At 65.1% G+C, this 21239-nt stretch carries 17 protein-coding genes; 7 read left to right on the forward strand and 10 right to left on the reverse strand.

What is annotated here, in order from left to right; genetic code table 11:
* Positions 1–23 precede the first annotated feature (23 nt).
* From BLS75_RS06265 to BLS75_RS06275, 3 genes are all read left to right on the forward strand, one after another.
* Entirely contained in the window at positions 24–1301 is a 1278-nt protein-coding gene (locus BLS75_RS06265) for an NAD(P)/FAD-dependent oxidoreductase (RefSeq protein WP_072452280.1), read from the forward strand.
* Positions 1298–2125 carry a sulfite exporter TauE/SafE family protein gene (locus BLS75_RS06270; protein ID WP_011060859.1) on the forward strand — a complete coding sequence of 276 codons (828 nt, stop codon included), beginning with the start codon at positions 1298–1300 and terminating at the stop codon, positions 2123–2125. The genes BLS75_RS06265 and BLS75_RS06270 overlap by 4 nt, the downstream gene beginning before the upstream one ends.
* Before the next feature lie 326 nt (positions 2126–2451).
* Positions 2452–2823, forward strand: coding sequence for a YkvA family protein (locus BLS75_RS06275; protein ID WP_239690395.1), 372 nt, complete (start codon positions 2452–2454; stop codon positions 2821–2823).
* A 75-nt stretch (positions 2824–2898) separates the two neighbouring features.
* Here BLS75_RS06275 and BLS75_RS06280 read toward each other — a convergent pair whose 3' ends face one another.
* From BLS75_RS06280 to BLS75_RS06290, 3 genes are all read right to left on the reverse strand, one after another.
* Positions 2899–3915: a PDDEXK nuclease domain-containing protein gene (locus BLS75_RS06280; RefSeq protein ID WP_072452281.1), complete on the reverse strand. Its 1017-nt coding sequence runs from the start codon at positions 3913–3915 to the stop codon at positions 2899–2901.
* Positions 3916–4038: 123 nt separating this feature from the next.
* Positions 4039–4449, reverse strand: a complete 411-nt coding sequence (locus tag BLS75_RS06285) for a PA0061/PA0062 family lipoprotein (RefSeq protein WP_019095345.1) — start codon at positions 4447–4449, stop codon at positions 4039–4041.
* A gap of 33 nt (positions 4450–4482) precedes the next feature.
* Positions 4483–4887, reverse strand: coding sequence for a PA0061/PA0062 family lipoprotein (locus tag BLS75_RS06290; RefSeq protein ID WP_019095346.1), 405 nt, complete (start codon positions 4885–4887; stop codon positions 4483–4485).
* Positions 4888–5116: 229 nt separating this feature from the next.
* Between BLS75_RS06290 and BLS75_RS06295 the strand changes: the two genes are divergently transcribed.
* The 4 genes from BLS75_RS06295 to BLS75_RS06310 all read left to right on the forward strand — a co-directional run bounded on the left by BLS75_RS06295 (position 5117) and on the right by BLS75_RS06310 (position 11631).
* Positions 5117–8338: an efflux RND transporter permease subunit gene (locus tag BLS75_RS06295; RefSeq protein ID WP_072452282.1), complete on the forward strand. Its 3222-nt coding sequence runs from the start codon at positions 5117–5119 to the stop codon at positions 8336–8338.
* Positions 8328–9494, forward strand: coding sequence for an efflux RND transporter periplasmic adaptor subunit (locus tag BLS75_RS06300; RefSeq protein WP_072452283.1), 1167 nt, complete (start codon positions 8328–8330; stop codon positions 9492–9494). Before BLS75_RS06295 ends, BLS75_RS06300 begins: the two co-directional genes overlap by 11 nt.
* Positions 9478–10896 carry an efflux transporter outer membrane subunit gene (locus BLS75_RS06305; RefSeq protein WP_072452284.1) on the forward strand — a complete coding sequence of 473 codons (1419 nt, stop codon included), beginning with the start codon at positions 9478–9480 and terminating at the stop codon, positions 10894–10896. The genes BLS75_RS06300 and BLS75_RS06305 overlap by 17 nt, the downstream gene beginning before the upstream one ends.
* Before the next feature lie 366 nt (positions 10897–11262).
* The gene (locus tag BLS75_RS06310; protein ID WP_072452285.1) at positions 11263–11631 is read left to right on the forward strand and encodes a VOC family protein; all 369 of its coding nucleotides are present in this window, start codon (positions 11263–11265) and stop codon (positions 11629–11631) included.
* Positions 11632–12212: 581 nt separating this feature from the next.
* Here the strand turns inward: BLS75_RS06310 and msrA are convergent.
* The 7 genes from msrA to BLS75_RS06345 form a co-directional block, all read right to left on the reverse strand.
* Complete coding sequence (gene msrA / locus BLS75_RS06315; RefSeq protein WP_072452456.1) at positions 12213–12662, reverse strand: peptide-methionine (S)-S-oxide reductase MsrA; 450 nt, start codon at positions 12660–12662, stop codon at positions 12213–12215.
* 11 nt (positions 12663–12673) lie between these two features.
* Positions 12674–13729: an ABC transporter substrate-binding protein gene (locus tag BLS75_RS06320; protein WP_065363813.1), complete on the reverse strand. Its 1056-nt coding sequence runs from the start codon at positions 13727–13729 to the stop codon at positions 12674–12676.
* Complete coding sequence (locus BLS75_RS06325) at positions 13726–15798, reverse strand: ATP-binding cassette domain-containing protein (RefSeq protein ID WP_072452286.1); 2073 nt, start codon at positions 15796–15798, stop codon at positions 13726–13728. Before BLS75_RS06325 ends, BLS75_RS06320 begins: the two co-directional genes overlap by 4 nt.
* A gap of 113 nt (positions 15799–15911) precedes the next feature.
* Positions 15912–16880 carry an aliphatic sulfonate ABC transporter substrate-binding protein gene (locus tag BLS75_RS06330; protein WP_019093858.1) on the reverse strand — a complete coding sequence of 323 codons (969 nt, stop codon included), beginning with the start codon at positions 16878–16880 and terminating at the stop codon, positions 15912–15914.
* 259 nt (positions 16881–17139) lie between these two features.
* Positions 17140–17742 (reverse strand): hypothetical protein, encoded by a 603-nt coding sequence (locus BLS75_RS06335; protein WP_239690643.1) that lies wholly within the window; start codon positions 17740–17742, stop codon positions 17140–17142.
* Positions 17743–17833: 91 nt separating this feature from the next.
* The gene (locus BLS75_RS06340; protein ID WP_072452288.1) at positions 17834–19111 is read right to left on the reverse strand and encodes a Zn-dependent hydrolase; all 1278 of its coding nucleotides are present in this window, start codon (positions 19109–19111) and stop codon (positions 17834–17836) included.
* Positions 19112–19340: 229 nt separating this feature from the next.
* Positions 19341–20828 (reverse strand): NCS1 family nucleobase:cation symporter-1, encoded by a 1488-nt coding sequence (locus BLS75_RS06345; protein ID WP_072452289.1) that lies wholly within the window; start codon positions 20826–20828, stop codon positions 19341–19343.
* Between the last annotated feature and the right edge of the window lie 411 nt (positions 20829–21239).

The raw sequence follows: 21239 nt of genomic DNA on the forward strand, positions 1-21239 counted from the left end.
CTACTCCACACGGAGACCTTGCCATGCGCCCCTTCAACCCGGCCCTGCCCACTGTCGACGGCAGCCACCAGGTGCTGATCGTCGGTGGCGGTGCCGCCGGCATCGCCGTTGCTGCCAGCCTCTTGACCCGCGATCCACACCTGGACGTGGCACTCATCGACCCTGCCCGACACCACTATTACCAACCCGGCTGGACCCTGGTGGGCGCCGGAGTATTCAGCGCCCAATCCACCGAGCGCGCCATGTCCGAGCTGATGCCCCAGGGGGTCAAGTGGATCCAGGACGCGGTCAGCCGCTTCGACCCGGAACACAACGCCCTCGTACTGGAGGACGGCCGGGTGCTGGCCTATGACCAACTGATCGTCTGCCCCGGGCTCAAGCTCGACTGGGCCGCCATCGACGGCCTGCCCCAGGCCCTGGGCAACCACGGCGTGACCTCCAACTACCGCTACGACCTGGCGCCCTACACCTGGCAACTGGTGCAGCAACTGCAGCAGGGCGAGGCGCTGTTCAGCCAGCCGCCGATGCCGATCAAGTGCGCCGGAGCGCCACAAAAGGCCATGTACCTGTCCTGCGACCACTGGCTGCGCCACGGCCGCCTGGGGCAGATCAAGCCGCGCTTCCTGAATGCCGGCGGTGTGCTGTTCGGCGTCGCCGACTACGTGCCGGCGCTGATGGAATACGTGAAGAAGTACGGCATCGAACTGGATTTCGGCCACAACCTGGTGGCGGTGAACGGCCCGGCCAAACGCGCGACCTTTGTCCGCACCCTGGCCGATGGCCGCCAGGAAACATTGGAACGGGCCTTCGATATGCTGCACGTGGTGCCTCCCCAGTGCGCCCCGGACTTCATCCGCCAGAGCCCCCTGGCGGACGCCGCCGGCTGGATCGACGTCGACCCGGGCAGCCTGCGCCACAAGCGCTACGTGAACATCCACGGCCTGGGGGACGCCACCAATACCAGCAATGCCAAGACCGCCGCAGCGGCACGCAAACAGGCACCGGTGGTGGCCAACAATGTGCTGGTGGCCCTCAAGCGCCTGACCCGCCTGGCCGAATACGACGGCTACGGTTCCTGCCCGCTGACCGTGGAACGGGGCAAGATCGTCCTCGCCGAATTCACCTATGGCGGCAAGCTGGCACCGAGTTTCCCGCGCTGGCTGCTGGACGGGCGCCAGCCAACCCGTCGCGCCTGGTGGCTGAAGGAACGGATCCTGCCACCGCTGTACTGGCGCGGCATGCTCAAGGGCCACGAATGGCTGGCCCATCCGACCCTGGCCACGGACACCCCGAAAGCATGAGCGAACACAGTCTTCTGGGCGCCGGGCTGGGGGCGATCATTGGTGCGATCCTGGCCCTGACCGGGGCCGGTGGCGGCATCCTCGCCGTGCCGCTCCTGGTCTTCGGCCTGGGCCTGAGCATGGTCGAGGCCGCGCCCATCGGCCTGCTGGCGGTGGGCCTGGCAGCCAGCGTCGGCGCGGTGCTGGGCTTGCGCCAGGGCATCGTGCGCTACCGCGCGGCGGGGTTCGTGGCCGGCATCGGCATCCTCATGGCGCCGCTGGGCCTGTGGCTGGCCCACCGCCTACCCAACCTGCCGCTGGCGCTGCTGTTCTCCCTGGTGCTGCTGTACGCCTGCGGGCGCATCCTGCGCAAGGCCAGCCTGGAACTGAAACAGGGCCAGCCGGCGCCGCGCCCGGCCTTCATGCCCTGCGTGCTCAACCCGGCCCAGGGCCGCCTGCGCTGGACCCTGCCCTGCGCCCGGGCGCTGACCTTCACCGGGATGCTCTCGGGGCTGCTTTCCGGGCTGCTGGGGGTGGGTGGCGGCTTCGTCATCATCCCGGCCCTGAGCCGCTACACCAACCTGGACAGCAAGAGCATCGTCGCCACCTCACTGGCGGTGATCGCCCTGGTCTCCCTGGGCAGCGTGGTCACCGCCAGCCTCAGCGGGATCATGCACTGGGCGGTGGGCGCGCCCTTTGCCCTGGGGGCGGTCCTGGGGCTGGTGCTGGGACGCCAGGTAGCCAGCCACCTGGCCGGCCCGCGGCTGCAGCAGCTGTTCGCCATTACCGGGATCCTCGCTGCCCTGCTGCTGGCCGGCGGCGCCCTGGGGCTGATTGCCCCTTGACCCCTTCGCCAGCCGGCTCCTACAGCATCATGTACGTACCACCCGTAGGCGCTGGCTTGCCAGCGAAGGCGTACTCACAGGCGCCCCTGTCCTGACGATTCACGGCGCCTGATCCGGCCCTTTCGTCGGCAAGCCGGCTCCTACAGCATCATGTACGCACCACCCGTAGGCGCTGGCTTGCCAGCGAAGGCGTACTCACAGGCGCCCCTGTCCTGACGCAAGATTCACGGCGCCTGGTCCGGCCCTTTCGCCGGCAAGCCGGCTCCTACGCTCAGAACAACCGGGGAAATATTGGCCTCTGCCGGTCCAGCGCTCGGGTGGCGACCATGACCTGGACCCATGTCCCCCAGGAGTGCGCCATGTCCACCGCCCAGTCCCTTGAACTCTGTTTCTGGCGCAAGATCGGCCGCTACGCCTCGCGCATCGGCCGGGCCTTGATCCAGAAAGCCCTATGGCTCTACTACGCCGCGCAACGGCCGCAAACCCCGATCTGGGCCAAGACCACCATCTATGCCGCCCTGGGTTACTTCGTGCTGCCGCTGGACATCATCCCCGACCTGATCCCCGGGGCCGGGTACGTCGATGACCTCGGCCTGTTGACCGGCTCAGTGGTGACAGTAGCCGCCCACATCAACGCCGAGGTCCGGGAACAAGCCAGCGCGCGCCTGGCCGACTGGTTCGGCAGCGAGACGGAATGAGCCAGAGATCGGCGCCAGGCTGGGCATTCGACTCACCAAGGCGGTGCAGTGCCCCCGACACCATGGCCACCCGACTCACCGCGCCTGGGTGTCCAGGGCATAGAACTCCTGCAACTTGGCCTGCAGCAGTTGCTTGTCCGGCAACTGGGTCCGGTACTCGGCGATCAGCGCCGGTGACAGGGAACGGTTGAGGGCATATTCCACCACCTCGTCATGCTTGCTGGCACAGAGCAACACGCCCAGGGCCGGATTCTCGTGGGGCTTGCGCACCTGGCGATCCAGGGCCTCCAGGTAGAAGTCCAGCTTGCCCAGGTACTCCGGCTCGAAGCGCCCGACCTTGAGTTCAACGGCCACCAGGCAATTCAACCCACGATGGAACAGCAGCAGGTCCAGGGCGAAATCGCGCCCGCCGACCTGCAGGGGATAGCCTGAAGCGACAAAGCAGAAGTCGCGCCCCATCTCGATCAGGAAATCCTTGAGTTGGCGCAGCAGCCCCTGGTGCAGGTCGGCTTCGTCATGCCCCTGGGCCAGGCCGAGAAACTCCACCATGTAGGCATCCTTGAAGACCTTCAGGGCCTCGGGACGGGCCTGCTTCAAGGTTGCCGAGGCATTGGCCGGGCGGGTCAGCGTGCGTTCGAACAGGGCGGATTTGATCTGCCGTTCAAGTTCTCTGCGTGACCATTGTTCCTGGACCGCCAAGCGCAGGTAGAACTCACGTTCACTGGGCCCTTTGCTCTGTCCCATCACCACCAGATGGTGGCTCCAGGACAATTGTCGCACCAGTGGTGCGACTTTCTCGTCAGCACGATAGGCCTCATAAAACTGGCGCATGCGAAACAGGTTTGCCCGGGTAAAACCCCGCAGGCCCGGCTGCTGCCGCGCCAGGTAATCCGCCAATTGCCGGACCACGCCATCGCCCCACTCCGCCGCCTCGATCTTGCGGCTGATATAGGCCCCGACCTGCCAATACAGCTCCACCAGTTCGGTATTCACCGCGCGCACTGCCCGCTGCCGCGCGGCGGTGATCATTTGCGCCACTTCACCAAATGCCACTTCGGTGGAGCAGATCGCCGCTTCAGCCTCTTGCTTCATGACGCACGCCCGTTTGCTGGGAGACAGGCCCCTATCATCCCCTGGCTCGCCATGGGTCTGAAGTCAGGCCCGTCTCTTTGTGGTGAGCGAAATGTCCTTGTTTGAGCGCGGTAAACAGCCCCGTCAGCCGGGCATGCAATTGAAGTCGTGGGTACTGGCTACCTGCTTGCCCTTGGCGTCATACAGGCGCGCCGACACCTCGTTCCCCAGGCTCGACTCCACCAGTGTGTAATGCTCCCCGGCCTTGAAGCCGCCGTAGCTGATGTGGCCGTCGCAGTCTTGCTGGTTGGAGTCGCCGACGTTCTCTTCAAACAGGGTCACGTCCAGGCGGTGAGCACCGGGCTTGACCTGGAAATAGCGGCCATCGTCGATCTTCTGTCCGTCCACCCGTTCGGCCATCAGGTCGTTGGGCGCCTCTTCCTGCAGGCCGATCCAGGCCTGGCTGGGATCGGGCCGGGGCATGGGCCCGGCGCAAGCGCCGAGCAGGCACGCGAGGCCCAGGACGGGTATCAGCAGCAGCGGTTTGAGTGTCATGAAAATCTACCTTGGCAATGGAAAAAAGAAGCCCTACAGGCAACTGAACGGCCGGCTCTGGGCCACCTGCCGGCCCTGGGCGTCCAGCAGAGCGGCGCTGACGTCCTGGCCCTGGCTGGACTCCACCAGTCGGTAATGGCCCCCCGCCTGGAACCCGGCATAGTCCAGGCGCCCCAGGCAGTCGGGTTGCGCCGAGTTGCCGTTGGCCCCTTGCAGCAAGGCCATCCGCAAGCGGTGCTGGCCGGGGCTGACCTGGAAGTAGCGGCCATCGTTCAGGCGCTTGCCATCGACGCTGTCGGCCAGCAAGTCGTTGGGCGACTCCGGAGCAAGATCGATCCAGGCCTGCTGAGGATCGGCCTTGGGCAGCGGCCCGGCACAGGCCGAAAGCAGGCACACCAGGCCAAGGCCCGGCAACAGCAACAAGGGTTTGAGGGACATGGAAGAAACCTCGCAAATGACCGTAATGAGTGCGGCGCAAGCCCGGAAAAACCCCCTGCGCCGATGGCCACCAAGCTTGTCGAGGCCCCGGTGCGAGAACAAATGAATCCACATGAAAGGAAATACAGGCCTTACCTAAAACTTCCTTCACCTGGCTGAAAGCCGCGTGTTAGGTGGGTCGCTGCAGGCTGCCGAGGTTTGCAACCCCACTCCCTCGGAGGTTTTCGGCATGCTCGGGCTGGTCAAGACCGCACTGCTCAAGCCCTACACGTTCATCGTGCTGGCGATATTCATTTGCATCATCGGGCCCCTGGCGGCCTTGCGTACCCCCACCGACGTGTTCCCGGATATCGGCATCCCGGTGGTGGCGGTGGTCTGGCAGTACAACGGCCTGTCGCCGGATGCCATGGCCGGGCGGGTGATCTACACCTACGAGCGCTCCCTGAGCACCACGGTCAACGACATCGAGCATATCGAGTCGCAGTCGCTGCCGGGCATGGGCATCGTCAAGATCTTCTTCCAGCCCGGGGTCGATATCCGCACCGCCAACGCCCAGGTGACCGCGGTGTCACAAACCGTGCTCAAGCAGATGCCGCCGGGCATCACCCCGCCGCTGATCCTCAACTACAGCGCCTCGACGGTGCCGATCCTGCAGATGGCGTTTTCCAGCCCGACCCTGTCGGAGGCGAAGATCCGCGACCTGGTGCAGAACAACATCCGCTTGCCCCTGAGCGCCCTGCCCGGCCTGGCCATGCCCACCCCCATGGGCGGCAAGCAGCGCCAGATCACCCTCGACCTGGACCCGCAAGCCCTGGCCGCCAAGGGCCTGTCGGCCCAGGACGTGGGCAATGCCCTGGCGGCGCAGAACCAGATCATCCCGGTGGGCACCGCCAAGCTGGGCAGCGATGAATACACGGTGCTGCTGAACAACAGCCCGACCGCCATCGAGGAGCTCAACGACCTGCCGATCAAGACCGTGGACGGCGCGCTGATCACCATCGGCCAGGTGGCCCACGTGCGCGACGGCTCGCCGCCGCAGACCAACATCGTGCGGGTCGACGGACGCCGCGCGGTGCTGATGCCGGCCCTGAAGAACGGCAATATCTCCACCCTGTCGATCGTCGACGGCATCCGCCAGATGCTGCCGCGCATCAATGAGACCCTGCCGCCAGCGCTGAAGACCTCACTGCTGGGGGACGCCTCGGTGTTCGTCAAGCAGTCGGTGGGCAGCGTGGCCCAGGAAGGCATCATCGCCGCCCTGCTGACCAGCGCGATGATCCTGCTGTTCCTCGGCAGCTGGCGCTCCACACTGATCATCGCCGCCTCGATTCCCCTGGCGGTGCTCTCGGCCATTGCCCTGCTGGCGCTCAGCGGCCAGACCCTGAATGTGATGACCCTGGGCGGCCTGGCCCTGGCGGTGGGGATCCTGGTGGACGACGCCACCGTGACCATCGAGAACATCAACTGGCACCTGGAGCAGGGCAAGGCGGTCAAGCAGGCCATCCTCGACGGCGCCAGGCAGATCGTCGGCCCGGCCTTCGTCTCGCTGCTGTGCATCTGCATCGTCTTCGTGCCGATGTTCCTGCTGCAAGGCATCGCCGGCTACCTGTTCCGGCCCATGGCCCTGGCGGTGATCTTCGCCATGGCCAGCTCGTTCATCCTCTCGCGGACCCTGGTGCCCACACTGGCCATGTACCTGCTCAAGCCCCACACGCCGGAAGCCGGCCCCGGGCACCACCCGGAAGATGCCTTCATCAACCACCACGAAGGCGAACAGCACGCCAAGCCGCGCAATGCCCTGGTGCGCGGGCTATTGGTCTTTCAACAGGGCTTCGAGGCGCGTTTCTCCAGCGTGCGCGACACCTACCACGGCCTGCTGCACCTGGCCCTGGGCCGGCGCAAGACCTTCATCCTCGGCTTTCTTGCCTGCGTGCTGGCCTCCTTCGCCCTGCTGCCGAGCCTGGGCCAGGACTTCTTCCCCGCCACCGACGCCGGGGCCCTGGCCCTGCACGTGCGGCTGCCCCTGGGCACACGGATCGAGGAAAGCGCGGCGGCCTTCGACCGTATCGAAGCGCGGATTCGCGAAGTGATTCCAGCCGAGCAACTGGACAGCATCATCGACAACATCGGCATCCCCTTGAGCGGCATCGACATGGCCTACAGCAACAGCGGCACCATCGGCCCCCAGGACGGTGATATCCAGGTCACCCTCAAACCCGGCCACGCTCCCAGCGCCGACTATGTGAAACAACTGCGTGAAGCCTTGCCGGAAAGCTTCCCCGGCAGCCAGTTCGCCTTCCTGCCGGCAGACATCAGCAGCCAGATCCTCAACTTCGGCGCCCCGGCCCCCCTGGACGTGAAAATCTCCGGGCCCGACGCCGCGGCCAACCGCGCCTTCGCTCTGCAACTGCAACGGCGCCTGCAGCATGTGCCGGGCATCGCCGACCTGCGCATCCAGCAGTCCACCGGCTACCCGTCCTTGCAGGTCAAGGTCGATCGCCTGCGGGCCAATGGCCTGGGCATCACCGAGCGCGACGTGACCAACAGCATGGTGGCGTCGCTGGCCGGCAGCTCCCAGGTGGCGCCGACCTTCTGGCTCAACCCGAAGAACGGCGTGTCCTATTCCATCGTCGCCGCCACCCCGCAATACCGCCTGGACAGCCTGCCGGCCCTGGAGGCGCTGCCGGTCACCGGCAGCAACGGCCAGTCGCAGATCCTCGGCGGCCTGGCGGACATCTCCCGGGTCGAGAGCCCGGCGGTGGTCAGCCACTACAACATCCAGCCGACCCTGGACCTGTACGCCAACGTGCAGGGCCGCGACCTGGGCGCCGTGGCCCACGACATGCAAAAGGTCCTGGACGACGCCGCGGCCCTGCGGCCCAAGGGCGCCACGATCAGCCTGCACGGGCAGATCGACGCCCTGCACGAAGCCTTCAGCGGCCTGAGCCTGGGCCTGCTGGGTGCGGTGGTACTGATCTACCTGCTGATCGTGGTCAACTTCCAGTCCTGGGTCGATCCGTTCGTGATCATCACCGCGCTGCCGGCAGCCCTGGCCGGGATCGTGTGGATGCTGTTCTTGAGTGGCACCTCGCTGTCGGTGCCGGCGCTGACCGGGGCCATCCTGTGCATGGGGGTGGCCACCGCCAACTCGATCCTGGTGGTGAGTTTTTGCCGCGAGCGCCTGGCGGAACACGGCGATGCCCTCAAGGCAGCGCTGGAAGCCGGCTACACGCGCTTTCGCCCGGTGTGCATGACCGCCCTGGCGATGATCATCGGCATGCTGCCCCTGGCCCTGTCCGAGGAACAGAACGCCCCACTGGGCCGCGCGGTGATCGGCGGGCTGATCCTCGCCACCGTGGCCACCCTGATCTTTGTCCCCGTGGTCTTCAGCCTGGTCCACGGCCGCCGTCCCCAATCCGCTGTTGCTGGAGAAAACACCCATGTCGCCTGATCACACCCCTTCGCGCAAACGCCTGATGCTGCTGGGCATCGGCGGCCTGAGCCTGGCTGCCCTGCTGGTGGCCAGCGGCCTGGCCGCGCGCACCCGGCATGAACGGGCCGTCGTTGCCTGGACCGAAACCGCCGCCGTGCCGCAAGTGCTGGTGTTCCAGCCGCAGCACAACGTGCTGGGCGACACCCTGCGCCTGCCGGCGCACCTGGAGGCCTGGAGCAAGGCGCCGATCCATGCCCGGGTCAGCGGCTACCTCAAGGACTGGACCCAGGACATAGGCACCCACGTGGCCGCCGGGCAGGTACTGGCCCATATCGACAGCCCCGACCTGGACCAGCAAGTGGCCCAGGCCCGGGCGCGGATGACCCAGCAGCAAGCCAATGCCCGGCTGGCCCAGACCACCGCCGAGCGCTGGCAGCACCTCTTGGCCAGCCACTCGGTATCGCACCAGGAAGCCGATGAAAAGACCTCCAACGCAGCCGCCGCCAAAGCCAATGCCGAGGCGGCCGCCGCCGACTATGCGCGGCTCTCGGCGCTGGAGGACTACAAGACCATTCGTGCGCCGTTCGCCGGCACCATCACCGCCCGCCACACCGATATCGGCCAGTTGATCAAGGCCGACAACGACAGCGACCCGGAGCTGTTCGACCTGGCGGACACCCACAAACTGCGGCTCTACGTGCCGATTCCGCAGAACTACGCCAGCGTGATCCACCCTGGTCTGCAAGCGCAGCTGACCGTGCCCGAGCACCCTGGCCAGCACTTCAGCGCGCAACTGCTGGGCGACTCCACCGCCATCGACCCACGCTCCGGCACCCTGCTGGCACAGTTCGTCGCCGCCAACCCGGACGGCGCGCTGATGCCCGGCGACTATGCCGAAGCCACGCTGGCCATCCCTGCCGACACCCACGGTGTGAGCATCCCCGCCAGCGCCCTGATCTTCCGCGCCCAGGGCACCCAGGTGGCGGTGATCGACGGTTCCCGCCACGTACACCTGCGCAGCATCCATATCGGCCTGGACCTGGGGGAACGGCTGGTGATCGACCAGGGCCTGCAAGCGACCGACCAGGTCATCGACAACCCGCCGGACGCCCTGCGCGAAGGTGACCTGGTGCAACTGGCGGACGCGGGAGGCGAACATGCGCCCAAGGCTTAAGCCCCTCGCCGCCCTGCTGTTGCTGGCCCTGCACGGCTGCTCCCTGGCGCCCCACTACCAGGTGCCGCCCATCGACCTGCCGGCGCAGTATCGCGAACAGAACGCCGACGGCCCCTGGCACCCGGCCGCCACGCCCCAGGTCATTGCCGAACAGTGGTGGCTGCTGTACCAGGACCCGCTTCTCAACGACCTGCAACAGCGCCTGCTCCAGGCCAACCCGGACCTCGCCGCGGCCCTGGCTCACTATGACGGCGCCCAGGCCTACGCCAGCCAGCTGCATGCCGGGCTGTTCCCGCAGATCAGCGCCAGCGCCCAACCGTTGCGCCAACGCCAGTCGGACAGCCGCCCCCTGCGCGGCAGCACGCAACCGTCGATCTACAACAGCAACACCGCCGGTTTTGCCCTGGGCTTGGACCTCGACCTCTGGGGGCGGATTCGCAATCAAGCGGCGGCCGGAGACGCCCAGGCCCAAGCCTCCGGCGACGACTTGGCAGCGGCGCGCCTGAGCCTGCAAAAACAATTGGCGAGCCTGTATGTGCAACTCAATGGCCTGGACGCCCAGAGCCGCATCCTCAGCCACTCCCTGGAGGATTACGCCCAGGCCCTGCAACTGACCCGCGACCGCTACCAGGGGCAGATCGCCTCGGAACTGGACCTGACCCGGGCCCAGAGCCAACTGGCCAGCGCCGAAGCCGAACTGGACGAAGTGCGCGCCCAGCGCACCCTCACCGAACACGCCATCGGCGAACTGGTGGGCGAACCGGCCAGCCAATTCCACCTGGCGCCCTCTGCGCAACTCTTGAGCCTGCCGAGCATTCCCCGGCAACTGCCCAGCACCCTGCTGCAACGAAGGCCGGACATTGCCGCCGCGGAGCGCCGTGTGTACGCCGCCAATGCCGGCATAGGCGTGGCTCGCGCGGCCTGGTATCCGGATTTCAGCCTGACCGGCATGCTCGGTGGCCAGACCCAGGGCGTGGGCAATCTGTTGGCGGCGGGCAATCGTTATTGGGCCCTGGGGCCGTTGGTGAACCTGCCGATTTTTGATGGCGGCCGGCTGAGCGCCAATGAGCGCCAGGCCCATGCCGAGTTCGAAGAGGCCGCCGCCCATTACCGTGGGCAAGTGCTGCGGGCGGTGCGCGAGGTGGAGGATAACCTGGGGCAACTGCGGGATTTGCGCCAGGAGGCGTTGGATCAGCAGGCGGCGGTGAACGCAGCGCAGCACACCCAAACCTTGGCGATGAACAGCTATCAGGCAGGTGCCGTCAGCTACCTGGATGTGGTGACGGCGCAGACCGCAGCCTTGCAGGCCCAGCGGGGGTTGCAGGCGGTGCAGACAAGGGAGTTGCAGGCCAGTGTGGGGTTGGTGGTGGCGTTGGGTGGGGGGTGGAAAGGTGGGGCTTGAAACCTGAAACATGATCGCCTGGCGGGTCTCTCCAAGGTGCCCCGGCGCGCCAATCCACAATACGGTGTTGGTGAACCTTGGCTCGTCCTTCCCAGGTACCTTCGCGGCCGGCTCAATGCGGTTTCAGCAAACTCCACACATTGTCGGAGATATCGTGGCGCCGATGAGTTGCAAGGGCATGACACGCACTTAAGCCGAGCCGGCTTAACGTAGGATTTCCCCAAACTCAGCGGCCTACCCTTGTTGTGCGTATCGATCAATCCTGACGGAAACTGTCACTGCCCTGCAGCATAATGACGACAATGAGCCGCTTTAACATGCTAATCATGAGTACTAAACCCTGCTACAAATACGAGGTATTAAATTATGAGAGTCAACTACTGCGTCCTAGGCACAAACAACATGGAGGCCGCAATTGAGTTCTACAATGCACTCTTTGAGAAAACAGAACTCAAGTACGTGACATCAACAGACAGAATGACTTACTGGCAAAGCAGCAATTTCTCATTTGCGCTGGCAACTCCCTTTAACAAGGAGCCTGCAACAAATGGAAATGGCACGATGATTGGTTTTAATGTTGACTCTGTAGAAAAAGTAAAAAGCTTTCATGAAAAGGTGATTGAATTAGGCGGTACCTGCGAGGGTAAACCTGGCCAACGGGGACCATATTTTTCAGCGTATGCGAGGGATTTGGATAAAAACAAACTATGTTTTTCTGCCCAGATGCCTGCTTAATCTCATGCCCACAAGTTTTGATAGCCCAGGGGGCAATACAAATATCTGAGCAGAAGTATTGCTTCACCTTCAGTTCCTCTGACGGTGAACGGCTAGATAAATGAAGCTTCAGCGAGTTCCACAAATTAATCTAGATATCGTGCCGCCGATGGCTTGCAAGTGCCACGACACGCTGGCCGCCCAACTGGATAAACCAACCATCAATGTTTTTTGGGTCTTGTGACGACACCCTCTAATTTATTTTAAGGGATGATATAGAGGTCGTCAGGGAGGTTCGAAATACACATCCGTTGTTGCGTTTCTTTTTTACCGCGGTGGTGTACATATCCGTTGCTGTGGTCACGGCCGCTTAGGGGTTCGCTCTGACAGCGACTCCCTTTGGAAATGCCGGAATGCCGGCCCAGCCCAAAGTAATCAATGCCCGGGTGGCGGCCTGCCGGCCGACCTGAAGGTGGAGCGGTGTGTACCGTCCCACCGTGTAGGAGCTGGCTTGCCAGCGAAGGCATCAGCCCAGACGATGCATGGCTCACGGGCCTCTTCGCCGGCAAGCCAGCTCCTACAGCCTGCGTACCTGCAAACGATCAGATGTGGCAACTGCTCAGGCCATTCTTCTCCAGGTAACGCTGGTGCGCTTCATCCGCCAGGTCGAAGCGGCCCAGGGGCACGATCACCGTGGCCACGGGTTTGTTGAGGCGTCCGGAGTCTTGCAGGGCGGTCTTGGCCGCCCTCGCCTGTTCGGCTTGCGCGGCGTTGGTGTGGAAGATCGCCGAGCGATATTTCACCCCGCCATGTTCCCCTTGGCGATCCACCGAGGTCGGATCATGCAGGTCCCAAAAGTGTTCGATCAGGCGGGTATACGCCAGCACCTGCGGGTCGAAATCCACCTGCACCACTTCTATCTGCAAGGCTTCGTCCGCCGCTTCCACGGCGTAGCCTACGCGGCTGTCCACGACCCCAGGCAGCACCCGGAACGCGGCTTCCGCGCCCCAGAAACACCCGGCGCCGAAGGTCGCCTGTTCGAGGCTGTTCACCGGCGCCCCACTCATTGCGCCACTCCCACTTTCTCGCCGCTGGCACCCAGCCAGCCATCAACGATCTGCGGATGGGCCGCAACCCATTCCTTGGCCGCCTGCGCCGCCGGTTGCTGTTCCTTTTCAATCTTGAGAATCAAGTCATTCAGGGCCTGAGGCTCGATGCTGAAGTTCTCCAGGAACGCGGCAATTCGCGGTGCGCGTTTTTGCAGGGCGCTGGACGCCAGGACATACACTCGGGCATCCGGGTAGGCGCAGGTGATCTTGCTCTTGCTCAGCCAGTCGGCATCCACCGTCGGGCTGATGAATTTCCAGCAGCCGTCGGCCTTGTACAGCGGGTCGCCCTTCTTGTTGTCCTGGGCGTAGCCGTCGAACGCCGGTTCATCCAGGCGGCGCAGGTCGAAGGCGGAGAAGATCCAGTCCGGGGTGTAGGCGTAGAACACCACGCCGCGCTGGGCCTTGTAGGCCGCGGCCAGCTTGGCGTAGGTCACCGAGGCTTCGGTGGACACCGATTCGAATTTGTCGGCAAAGCCGAAATCCTTGGCCTTGATCTCGCCGATGTAGGTCGACTCCCAACCCGCCGGGCCCACCAGCAGTTGCGCCTTGCCGCCGCCCAGGGGTTCGAAGAGTTTCGCCACTTCGGGCTTTTGCAGGTCGTAGACCGACTTCACGCCATATTTGTCTTGCAGGTAGCCGGGGATGTAGAAGCCCTGAACCCCCAGGTACGGCTGCTTGTTGGGCACCAGCGAGCGGGTGCCGCCAGTGACGTATTTGGCCCAGGCGGCGGACTGGTTGGGCAGCCAGATATCGGTCAGCACGTCCACCGAGCCGTCGCCCTTGGCGGCGGCAGCGAACAGCACCGGCACGTCACCGGCGAGGTAGGAAACCTCGCCGTCGAGGCGGCTCTTGATCACTTCGCCAAGGATGTTCTGGATGGCGATGGCGCCGGTCCAGTTCTGCTCGCCAATGACGATCTTGTCCTTGGCCAGCACCGGCAGGGACAAACCCAACAACAGCGCGGCGGCGCCAAGGGTACGGGTAAACGACTTGTTCAAGGGACACCTCATGATTGATGCAATGTGCGATCCCGCTGGCGCAGGGTCGCTTGAATGATGCGGTCGGGAATCAGCGCGCAGAACACGATCGCGGCGCCGGCCAACATGCCCTCGCCGCCCTTGATGTTGCGCAGCGCGGTCATCACGTCGTAGCCCAGGCCGCCGGCGCCGATCAGCGCCGCCACCACCACCATCGACAGGCTCATCACCAGGGTCTGGTTGATCCCCAGCAGCAAGGAGCCCGCAGCCAGGGGCAGTTCGACCTTGGTCAGGATCTGCCACGGCGTGGCGCCGTGGGCCAGGGCCGCCTCGACGGCGGTCTTGGGCACTTCCTGAATCCCCAGGGCAGTGAGGCGGATCATCGGCGCCAGGGCGAAGATCACCGTGGCGATCACCGCCGGGGTCTTGCCCACCGAGAAGAACGCCACCGCCGGGATCAGGTACACGAAGGTCGGCAAGGTCTGCATCACGTCCAAGAGCGGAGTGATCAGGCGCCGGGCCAGGGCGCGCTTGGCCAGGAGGATGCCGGCCGGTACGCCGATCAACAGCGAGATCAGCACCGAGGAGCCCACCAGGGCCAGGGTGGCGATGGTCCGCTCCCAGAAGCCGAACAGGCCGATGTAGAGCAAGGCCGCGGCACTGGTCAGGGCCAGGGCGGCGCCGGCGCTGCGCCAGGCCAGCAGCACCAGGGCCAGGGCCGGCACCGGCCAGGGCAGCCAGCCCAGCAGGCTTTCGGTGCTGTCGATCACCGTGCGCACGGCGACTATCACGCCGACGAAGGTGCTTTCGAACGTCACCTGGGACCAGGCAATCAGTTGATCGATGGCCGCGGCGGTGCCCAGCAGCACTTGCCGGTCGGCGGGAAATTGCAGCCAGGGGCCACTGGCGTCGACGGCCAACACCCGCCACAGCACCAGGGCCTGGGACAGCAGCAACACCAGCCACGGCAGACGCCAGTCCGAGCGCCCCAGGCGGCTGGGGCGGCGGGCCAGGGCCAGGCTCAACAGGCGGCTGAGCAGCAAGCCGATGAGCGCCAGGGCGGCCCAGGCGAAACTGGCCGTGGCTAGCCCCTGCCCCAAGGCTGCGGCCGCCCCCAGTTCCAGGGCGAAGCCCAGCCAGTACAGGCCACCGCGACCGCTGGCGGCCAGGGCGGCGGGCCCCAACAGCAGGGCCTGGGCAAAGGACAGTCCGGGGTTGACCGGCGCCGGGGTCGTCGCGCTCTTGCGCGGGGCAATCGTCGCCACCGGCGTGGCGCTGCGGGCGCCGTGTTCCTGGAAGAAGTCCGCCACTTCGGCATCCGCCGGCTGCTTCAGCAATTCCTCGGGCGTGCCGACCTGAATCAGCTGGCCGTGGCGCAGCACGGCGATGCGGTCCGCCAGGCGCAGGGCTTCCGCCGGGTCGTGGGTCACCAGCAAGGTGGTGATGCCGCGCTCGCGCACCACCTGCAGAAAGTGGCTTTGCAGGTCGCGGCGGATGGTCGGGTCCAGGGCGCTGAAGGGTTCGTCCATCAGCAGGATGTCCGGCTCGCTGACCAGGGCCCGGGCCAGGCCGACCCGCTGCTGCATGCCGCCAGACAGCTCATGGGGATAGTGCTCGCCCCAGCCTTCCAGGCCCATGGCTTGCAATTGCACGTCGGCCGCGGCGTGGCGCAGGGCCTCGGGTTCGCCGCGCAGTTCCAGGGGCAAGGCGACGTTGTCGCGCACGCTGCGATGGGGCAGCAGGCCGAAGTGCTGGAACACCATGCCGATGCGCCGCGAACGCAGGGTGCGCAGTTCCCTGGCCGAAAGCTGGCTGATGGCCGAACCGTCGATCAGCACCTCGCCGCTGCTGGGCTCGATCAACCGGTTGATATGCCGCAGCAAGGTGGACTTGCCGCTGCCGGAGGTGCCCATCAGGCACAGCACTTCGCCACGGCGCACCTTGAGGCTGACCTGCTCAACCGCAGGCGGAGCGGACTGGCCACGGCGGCGGGCGTAGTGCTTGGTCAGGTGGCGCAATTCCAGCACCACGTCGGCGTTATCCGCGGGCGGGCTGACGGAGGCTGGGACGGCAAAGGCCTCTTGGGGGTGAACGGCAGACACGGGAACTCCTGACGCCGGGCGCGGGATGGCGTAGCCGGCGGTGAACAAGAAAAAGGGGGGGACCTGCTTCGCTGTAGGAGCCGGCTTGCCGGCGAAAGCGATCTAACGGTCAATTACAACGATTTCGGGCTCCACAACTGCACCGCCCGGGCATCCACCGGCTTGGGCAATAGCTTTTCCTGGTAGAAGGCATCGGCGATTTTCTGCTGCTCGCCCAGGGCGTCGGGCTTGACCGCTTCCACCTTGTAGGTGCGGCGGCTGTTGGCCAGTTCCACCGTCGGCACATCCAGGTTGCCCCACAGCGGGCCCAGCAGTTTTGCCGCCTCGGCCGGGTGCGCCTTGACCCAGGTGCCGGTCTTCTGCAACTCGGCGAACACTTGCTGCAGCACCTCGGGATGGGCCTTGGCGTAGTCGTTGGAAGCCAGGTAGTAACGGCGATAGCTGGCCAGCCCCTGGCCGTCGTGCAGCACCCGCGCGCCCTGCTGGCGCTGGGCGCTGGCGACAAAGGGTTCCCAGGTGACCCAGGCATCGACCTTGGCGGTTTCCAGCGCCGCGCGGCCATCGGCCGGGGTCAGGTACACCGGCTGGATATCGGCGAAGCTCAAGCCCGCTTCGCGCAAGGCGGCGATCAGCAGGTAGTGGCTGCCGGCGGCCTTGGTCACGGCGATGCGCTTGCCCTTGAGGTCGGCCAGGGACTTGAGCGGCGAATCCTTGGGAATGACGATGGACTGGGCCGCCGGGGAGGGAGTTTCGCTGGCGAAATAGGTCAGTTGGGCCCCGGCGGCCTGGGCGAAGACCGGCACCGTGTCGGCGACATCGGCGCTGATATCGACATTGCCCACATTCAGCGATTCCGCCAACGGCAGGCCACTGGTGAACTCGTGCCAAGTGATGTTGACGCCCTGCCCCGCCAGCTGTTTTTCCAGGGTGCCCTGGGCCTTGAGCAAGGCCAGCAGGGTCGAGGATTTCTGGTAGCCGATGCGCAGGTCGGTATCGGCCTGGGCATTGAGGGCCATGCCCAGCGCCAGGCCGGCCAGGGCGGTGATCGACAAGCTACGACGCAAAGCAAAGGGCAGGCGCATGGGGGCGAACCTTCTGGGAGACAGGAAAGTCGCTAAAAGCTAAACGATCTAACAAATCTAAAATAAATACTTTTTAGGAATTAGCTTAGGTTCGGCTGGCAGCTCTATCTCGGCCCTGCCCCCTACGCCCGTGCCGGGCGTGCGCAGCCTGCGGCAGCGGCTACAAAAAACCAGCTCGCCATGGACCCTGTAGCCGCTGCCGAGCCCGCGAGGCTGCGAAAGGTCGGGCCGCGTTCGGTACGCAGGGCCTTGCTTTTGGCTACCGACCGCACGGTGTCGAACCGCCGAACTTTGTAGCCCGCAGGCAGAAGAAACTGTCCTTTTTCAGGGTCATCGGCGCCACTGCGCAGGACAGCAAGGCCTGGTTGACCTCGATCGACAGCTGTTCGCCCTGCAACTCGCGCGGGCCCAGGTCGATGATGCACAGGCCTTCGCCGCTACGCCGCGAGAAGCCAACTGCCTGAATGGGCCGGTTGTCCAGCTTCAGCAGCAGAGGGTTTTGCGCAGGCGAAGCACATGCCATCAGGCTGGGGTGACTGACCCTGATCCATACATGGCCGTCATCGTCCGACGCGGAAAACAACGGGATGAAGAACAGCGATAAAAGTTGATGGGAGGCGTGGGTCTCCACGTTCACATAGAGTGGGCTGCCCCCGCAGGCCAGCTGGAACGCCGTGCCTTTGTCGAAACCGACAACGCTTGCGTCTTGCCAATCGCCCGGACTGTCGGCCTTCCAGTCGTGGCCCCATTTGTAATCGATACAACCGCCGAGGCTCAGAGCCAGGGCCAGACAGAGCACCATCCTGTGCATATTCGGCATCCCATGGGAAAAGTTCGCCAGTGTACGCCAGGCAAAACCCACCACGATGCCCCTTGCAGGAACTAGCTTGCCAGCGAAGGCGCCGAAACGGGCGATGCATGTCTTGCCGGCCTCTTCGCCGGCAAGTCGGCTCCTACGCTTGGCGCTGGGCGATGGCCTGGGAGGCGGCGAGCATGGCGCGCAGCAGCACCGCGCAGCCGGCGGCGAGGTCGTCGGGGTCGGCGTTTTCGATTTCGTTGTGGCTGATGCCACCTTCGCAGGGCACGAAGATCATCCCCGCCGGGCCCAGCTCGGCGACGAAGATCGCGTCGTGCCCGGCGCCGCTGACGATGTCCATGTGGGACAACCCCAAACCCTGCGCGGCGCCGCGCACCGCATCGACGCACACCGGGTCGAAGTACAGCGGCGGGAAGTCCGCGGTGGGGGTCAGTTCGTAGCTCAGGCCGTGCTCTTCGCAGGTGTTGTCGATCACCTGGCGCACCTCGGCAATCATCGAGTCCAGGCGCGCCGGCTCCAGGTGGCGGAAGTCCAGGGTCATGCGCACCTCGCCCGGAATCACATTGCGCGAACCCGGGTAGGCTTGCAGGCAGCCGACGGTGCCGCAGGCGTGAGGCTGGTGGCCGAGGGCGGCGCGATTGACCGCCGCCACCACGGCGGCGGCGCCCACCAGGGCGTCCTTGCGCAGGTGCATGGGGGTCGGGCCGGCATGGGCTTCGACGCCCCGCAGCTTGAGGTCGAACCACTTCTGCCCCAGGGCGCCGAGCACCACGCCTATGGTCTTGCACTCATCTTCCAGGATCGGGCCTTGCTCGATGTGCGCCTCGAAATAGGCGCCCACCGGATGCCCGCTGACCGGGCGCGTGCCGGCGTAGCCGATGGCGTTCAGCGCCTCGCCGACGCTGATGCCATCGACGTCGGTCTTGGCCAGGGTGTCCTCCAGGGTGAACTTCTCGGCGAACACCCCGGAGCCCATCATGCACGGCGGAAAGCGCGAGCCTTCTTCGTTGGTCCACACCACCACTTCCAGGGGCGCCTCGGTTTCCAGCTTGAGGTCGTTGAGGGTGCGCAGCACTTCCACCCCGGCCAGCACACCAAAGCAGCCATCGAACTTGCCGCCGGTGGGCTGGGTGTCGATATGGCTGCCGGTCATTACCGGCGGCAGGTGCGGATTGCGCCCGGGGCGGCGGGCGAAGATGTTGCCGATGCCATCCACCGTGACCGCGCAACCGGCCTCCTCGCACCATTGCACGAACAGATCCCGGGCCTGGCGGTCGAGGTCGGTCAGGGCCAAACGGCAGACGCCGCCCTTGACCGTGGCGCCGAGCCTGGCCAGTTCCATGAGCGACTGCCACAGGCGGTCGCGGTTGATGTGCTGATGGCTGGATTGCAGAACCTCGACGGCAGCGTTCATGGTGATTTCCTCAGGCGTTTCTTCTGGTTTTGTCGGGGGATGCGTGGCGCAACGCCCGGGATAACGGCCTAGCAAAAACCTGCTCTTGCCCAGGAGTCGGCCGGGCGGCGTACCGCTTGCCGGCGAAGGAGCCCGCAAGAGGTGCATCGCCCGTGCCGACGCCTTCGCTGGCAGGCCAGCTCCTGCAAACCGCGCGCACCTGGTGCCCGCAAGGGCGGTGGCTGGGTGTTCATGTTGGGGTCTTGGCGGTCGCCACCTGGGGGCTGCGCCAGCTGCACAGGCCGTAGTAGATCAACCCGCCCAGGGCCGAGCCGGTGAACCAGCCGTAGCTGTAGAACCAGTTGAAGGCGCTGCTGCCCAGGGACATCAGGGTCAGGGCCACCGGTACGCCGAAGGCGATGAAACCGTGCCAGTTCCACGCCGGGTAGACGTCGTCGCGGTACAGGCCGGCCAGGTCCAGGCGCTGTTTCTTGATGATGAAGTAGTCCACCACCATGATCCCGGCAATCGGCCCCAGCAGGCTGGAATAACCCAGCAGCCAGTTGGAATACACGGTCTCCAGGCTGACGTCGGAAATCAGCAGGCCGAGCTTTTTCAGCAGCTCGTGGCCCATCAGCGCCAGCCCCACCAGGCCGGTGAGGATCACCGCGGTGGTGCGACCGATCAGCTTGGGCGCCAGGTTCTGGAAGTCGTTGGTGGGCGAGACGATGTTGGCCGCGGTGTTGGTGGACAAGGTGGCGATGATGATCAGCGCCATGGCCAGAGCCACCCAGCCCGGGCTCTGGATATGGCCGATCAGGCTCACCGGATCGGACACCGTGACCCCCACCAGTTTCACCGAGGCGGCGGTCATCACCACCCCCAGGGCGGCGAACAGGAACATGGTCAGCGGCAGGCCGAAGATCTGTCCGAGGATCTGGTCCTTCTGACTTTTCGCGTAGCGGCTGAAGTCGGGAATGTTCAGCGACAAGGTGGCCCAGAAACCCACCATCGCCGTGAGCCCGGCCATGAAGTAGCCGGTGACGCTGGCGCCCTCGGGACGCTTGGGCGGGATCGCCAACAGCTCAGTCAGCGACACGCTGGGCAAGGCCCACACCAGCAGGCCGATACCCACCGCCACCAGCAGCGGCGCGGACAGGGTTTCCAGCCACTTGATCGACTCGGCGCCGCGCAGCACCACCCACAGGTTGAGGGTCCAGAAAATCATGAAGCCGATCACCTCGCCGGTGCCGCCCAGGGCCTTCCAGCCCTCGAAGATCGAGCCCAGGAACAGGTGGATCGCCAGCCCGCCGAACATCGTCTGGATGCCGAACCAGCCGCAGGCCACCAGGGCGCGGATCAGGCACGGCACGTTGGAGCCGATGATGCCGAACGAGGAGCGCAGCAGCACTGGGAACGGAATGCCGTACTTGGTGCCGGCAAAGGCGTTGAGGGTCAGGGGCACCAGCACCACGATATTGGCCAGCAGGATCGCCAGCAGCGCCTCGCCGACACTGAGGCCGAAGTAGGCGGTGAGCACCCCGCCCAGGGTGTAGGTGGGCACGCAGATCGACATGCCGATCCACAGTGCGGTGATGTGCCATTTGTTCCAGGTGCGTTCCTGAACCTTGGTCGGTGCGATGTCGTGGTTGTAACGGGGGCTGTCGAGTACGTCGCTGCCGGCGTCCAGCTCGTACAAGCCGGCGCGCTCGGTCACCTGGGATCTGATCTGTTGCATGGCCGCTCCACTGTTGTTCTGATTATTTTGCTCATCAGGCCGGCGCACCAAGGGACAGCGCGCCGGACGATGGCCGGAGAACTTACGACTTCCACCCTCCGGCACATCGACCTGCGGCGGTACTCAATAAAGATGCCAAGTACTTGCGCGGTCGTTGCTGCACGGCTGGCGGAATCCATGTAAACAACTGATGTCATTGGGTTTTATGCAAGCAACTTTCAAGCCCCTGGTTAGTTGCCAATCCACTCAGGCCGGGTGTTTGGCAAGTTGTCCATTCGATCAGGACCCAAAGCAGTGCACGGTTATTTTTCTAGTTATTTCCCGGTCTTCCCAGCGCCTCCTCAAGCAGCTGATTTGACATAGGAAATCTCGACTATTTTTCGATCCTGTCAAGTGCGTCAAAATGGTGAG

The sequence above is a fragment of the Pseudomonas sp. NFPP12 genome (assembly GCF_900103205.1).
Classification (GTDB): domain Bacteria; phylum Pseudomonadota; class Gammaproteobacteria; order Pseudomonadales; family Pseudomonadaceae; genus Aquipseudomonas; species Aquipseudomonas protegens.

Excerpts from the sequence above, each read along its gene's own strand:
- BLS75_RS06280 (WP_072452281.1), bottom strand. The coding sequence starts at position 3,915 with ATGAAGCAAGAGGCTGAAGCGGCGATCTGCTCCACCGAAGTGGCATTT.
- BLS75_RS06295 (WP_072452282.1), top strand. The coding sequence starts at position 5,117 with ATGCTCGGGCTGGTCAAGACCGCACTGCTCAAGCCCTACACGTTCATC.
- BLS75_RS06290 (WP_019095346.1), bottom strand. The coding sequence starts at position 4,887 with ATGTCCCTCAAACCCTTGTTGCTGTTGCCGGGCCTTGGCCTGGTGTGC.
- BLS75_RS06275 (WP_239690395.1), top strand. The coding sequence starts at position 2,452 with ATGACCTGGACCCATGTCCCCCAGGAGTGCGCCATGTCCACCGCCCAG.
- BLS75_RS06340 (WP_072452288.1), bottom strand. The coding sequence starts at position 19,111 with ATGAACGCTGCCGTCGAGGTTCTGCAATCCAGCCATCAGCACATCAAC.
- BLS75_RS06265 (WP_072452280.1), top strand. The coding sequence starts at position 24 with ATGCGCCCCTTCAACCCGGCCCTGCCCACTGTCGACGGCAGCCACCAG.
- BLS75_RS06330 (WP_019093858.1), bottom strand. The coding sequence starts at position 16,880 with ATGCGCCTGCCCTTTGCTTTGCGTCGTAGCTTGTCGATCACCGCCCTG.
- BLS75_RS06320 (WP_065363813.1), bottom strand. The coding sequence starts at position 13,729 with ATGAGGTGTCCCTTGAACAAGTCGTTTACCCGTACCCTTGGCGCCGCC.
- BLS75_RS06305 (WP_072452284.1), top strand. The coding sequence starts at position 9,478 with ATGCGCCCAAGGCTTAAGCCCCTCGCCGCCCTGCTGTTGCTGGCCCTG.
- BLS75_RS06345 (WP_072452289.1), bottom strand. The coding sequence starts at position 20,828 with ATGCAACAGATCAGATCCCAGGTGACCGAGCGCGCCGGCTTGTACGAG.
- BLS75_RS06270 (WP_011060859.1), top strand. The coding sequence starts at position 1,298 with ATGAGCGAACACAGTCTTCTGGGCGCCGGGCTGGGGGCGATCATTGGT.
- BLS75_RS06300 (WP_072452283.1), top strand. The coding sequence starts at position 8,328 with ATGTCGCCTGATCACACCCCTTCGCGCAAACGCCTGATGCTGCTGGGC.
- BLS75_RS06285 (WP_019095345.1), bottom strand. The coding sequence starts at position 4,449 with ATGACACTCAAACCGCTGCTGCTGATACCCGTCCTGGGCCTCGCGTGC.
- BLS75_RS06310 (WP_072452285.1), top strand. The coding sequence starts at position 11,263 with ATGAGAGTCAACTACTGCGTCCTAGGCACAAACAACATGGAGGCCGCA.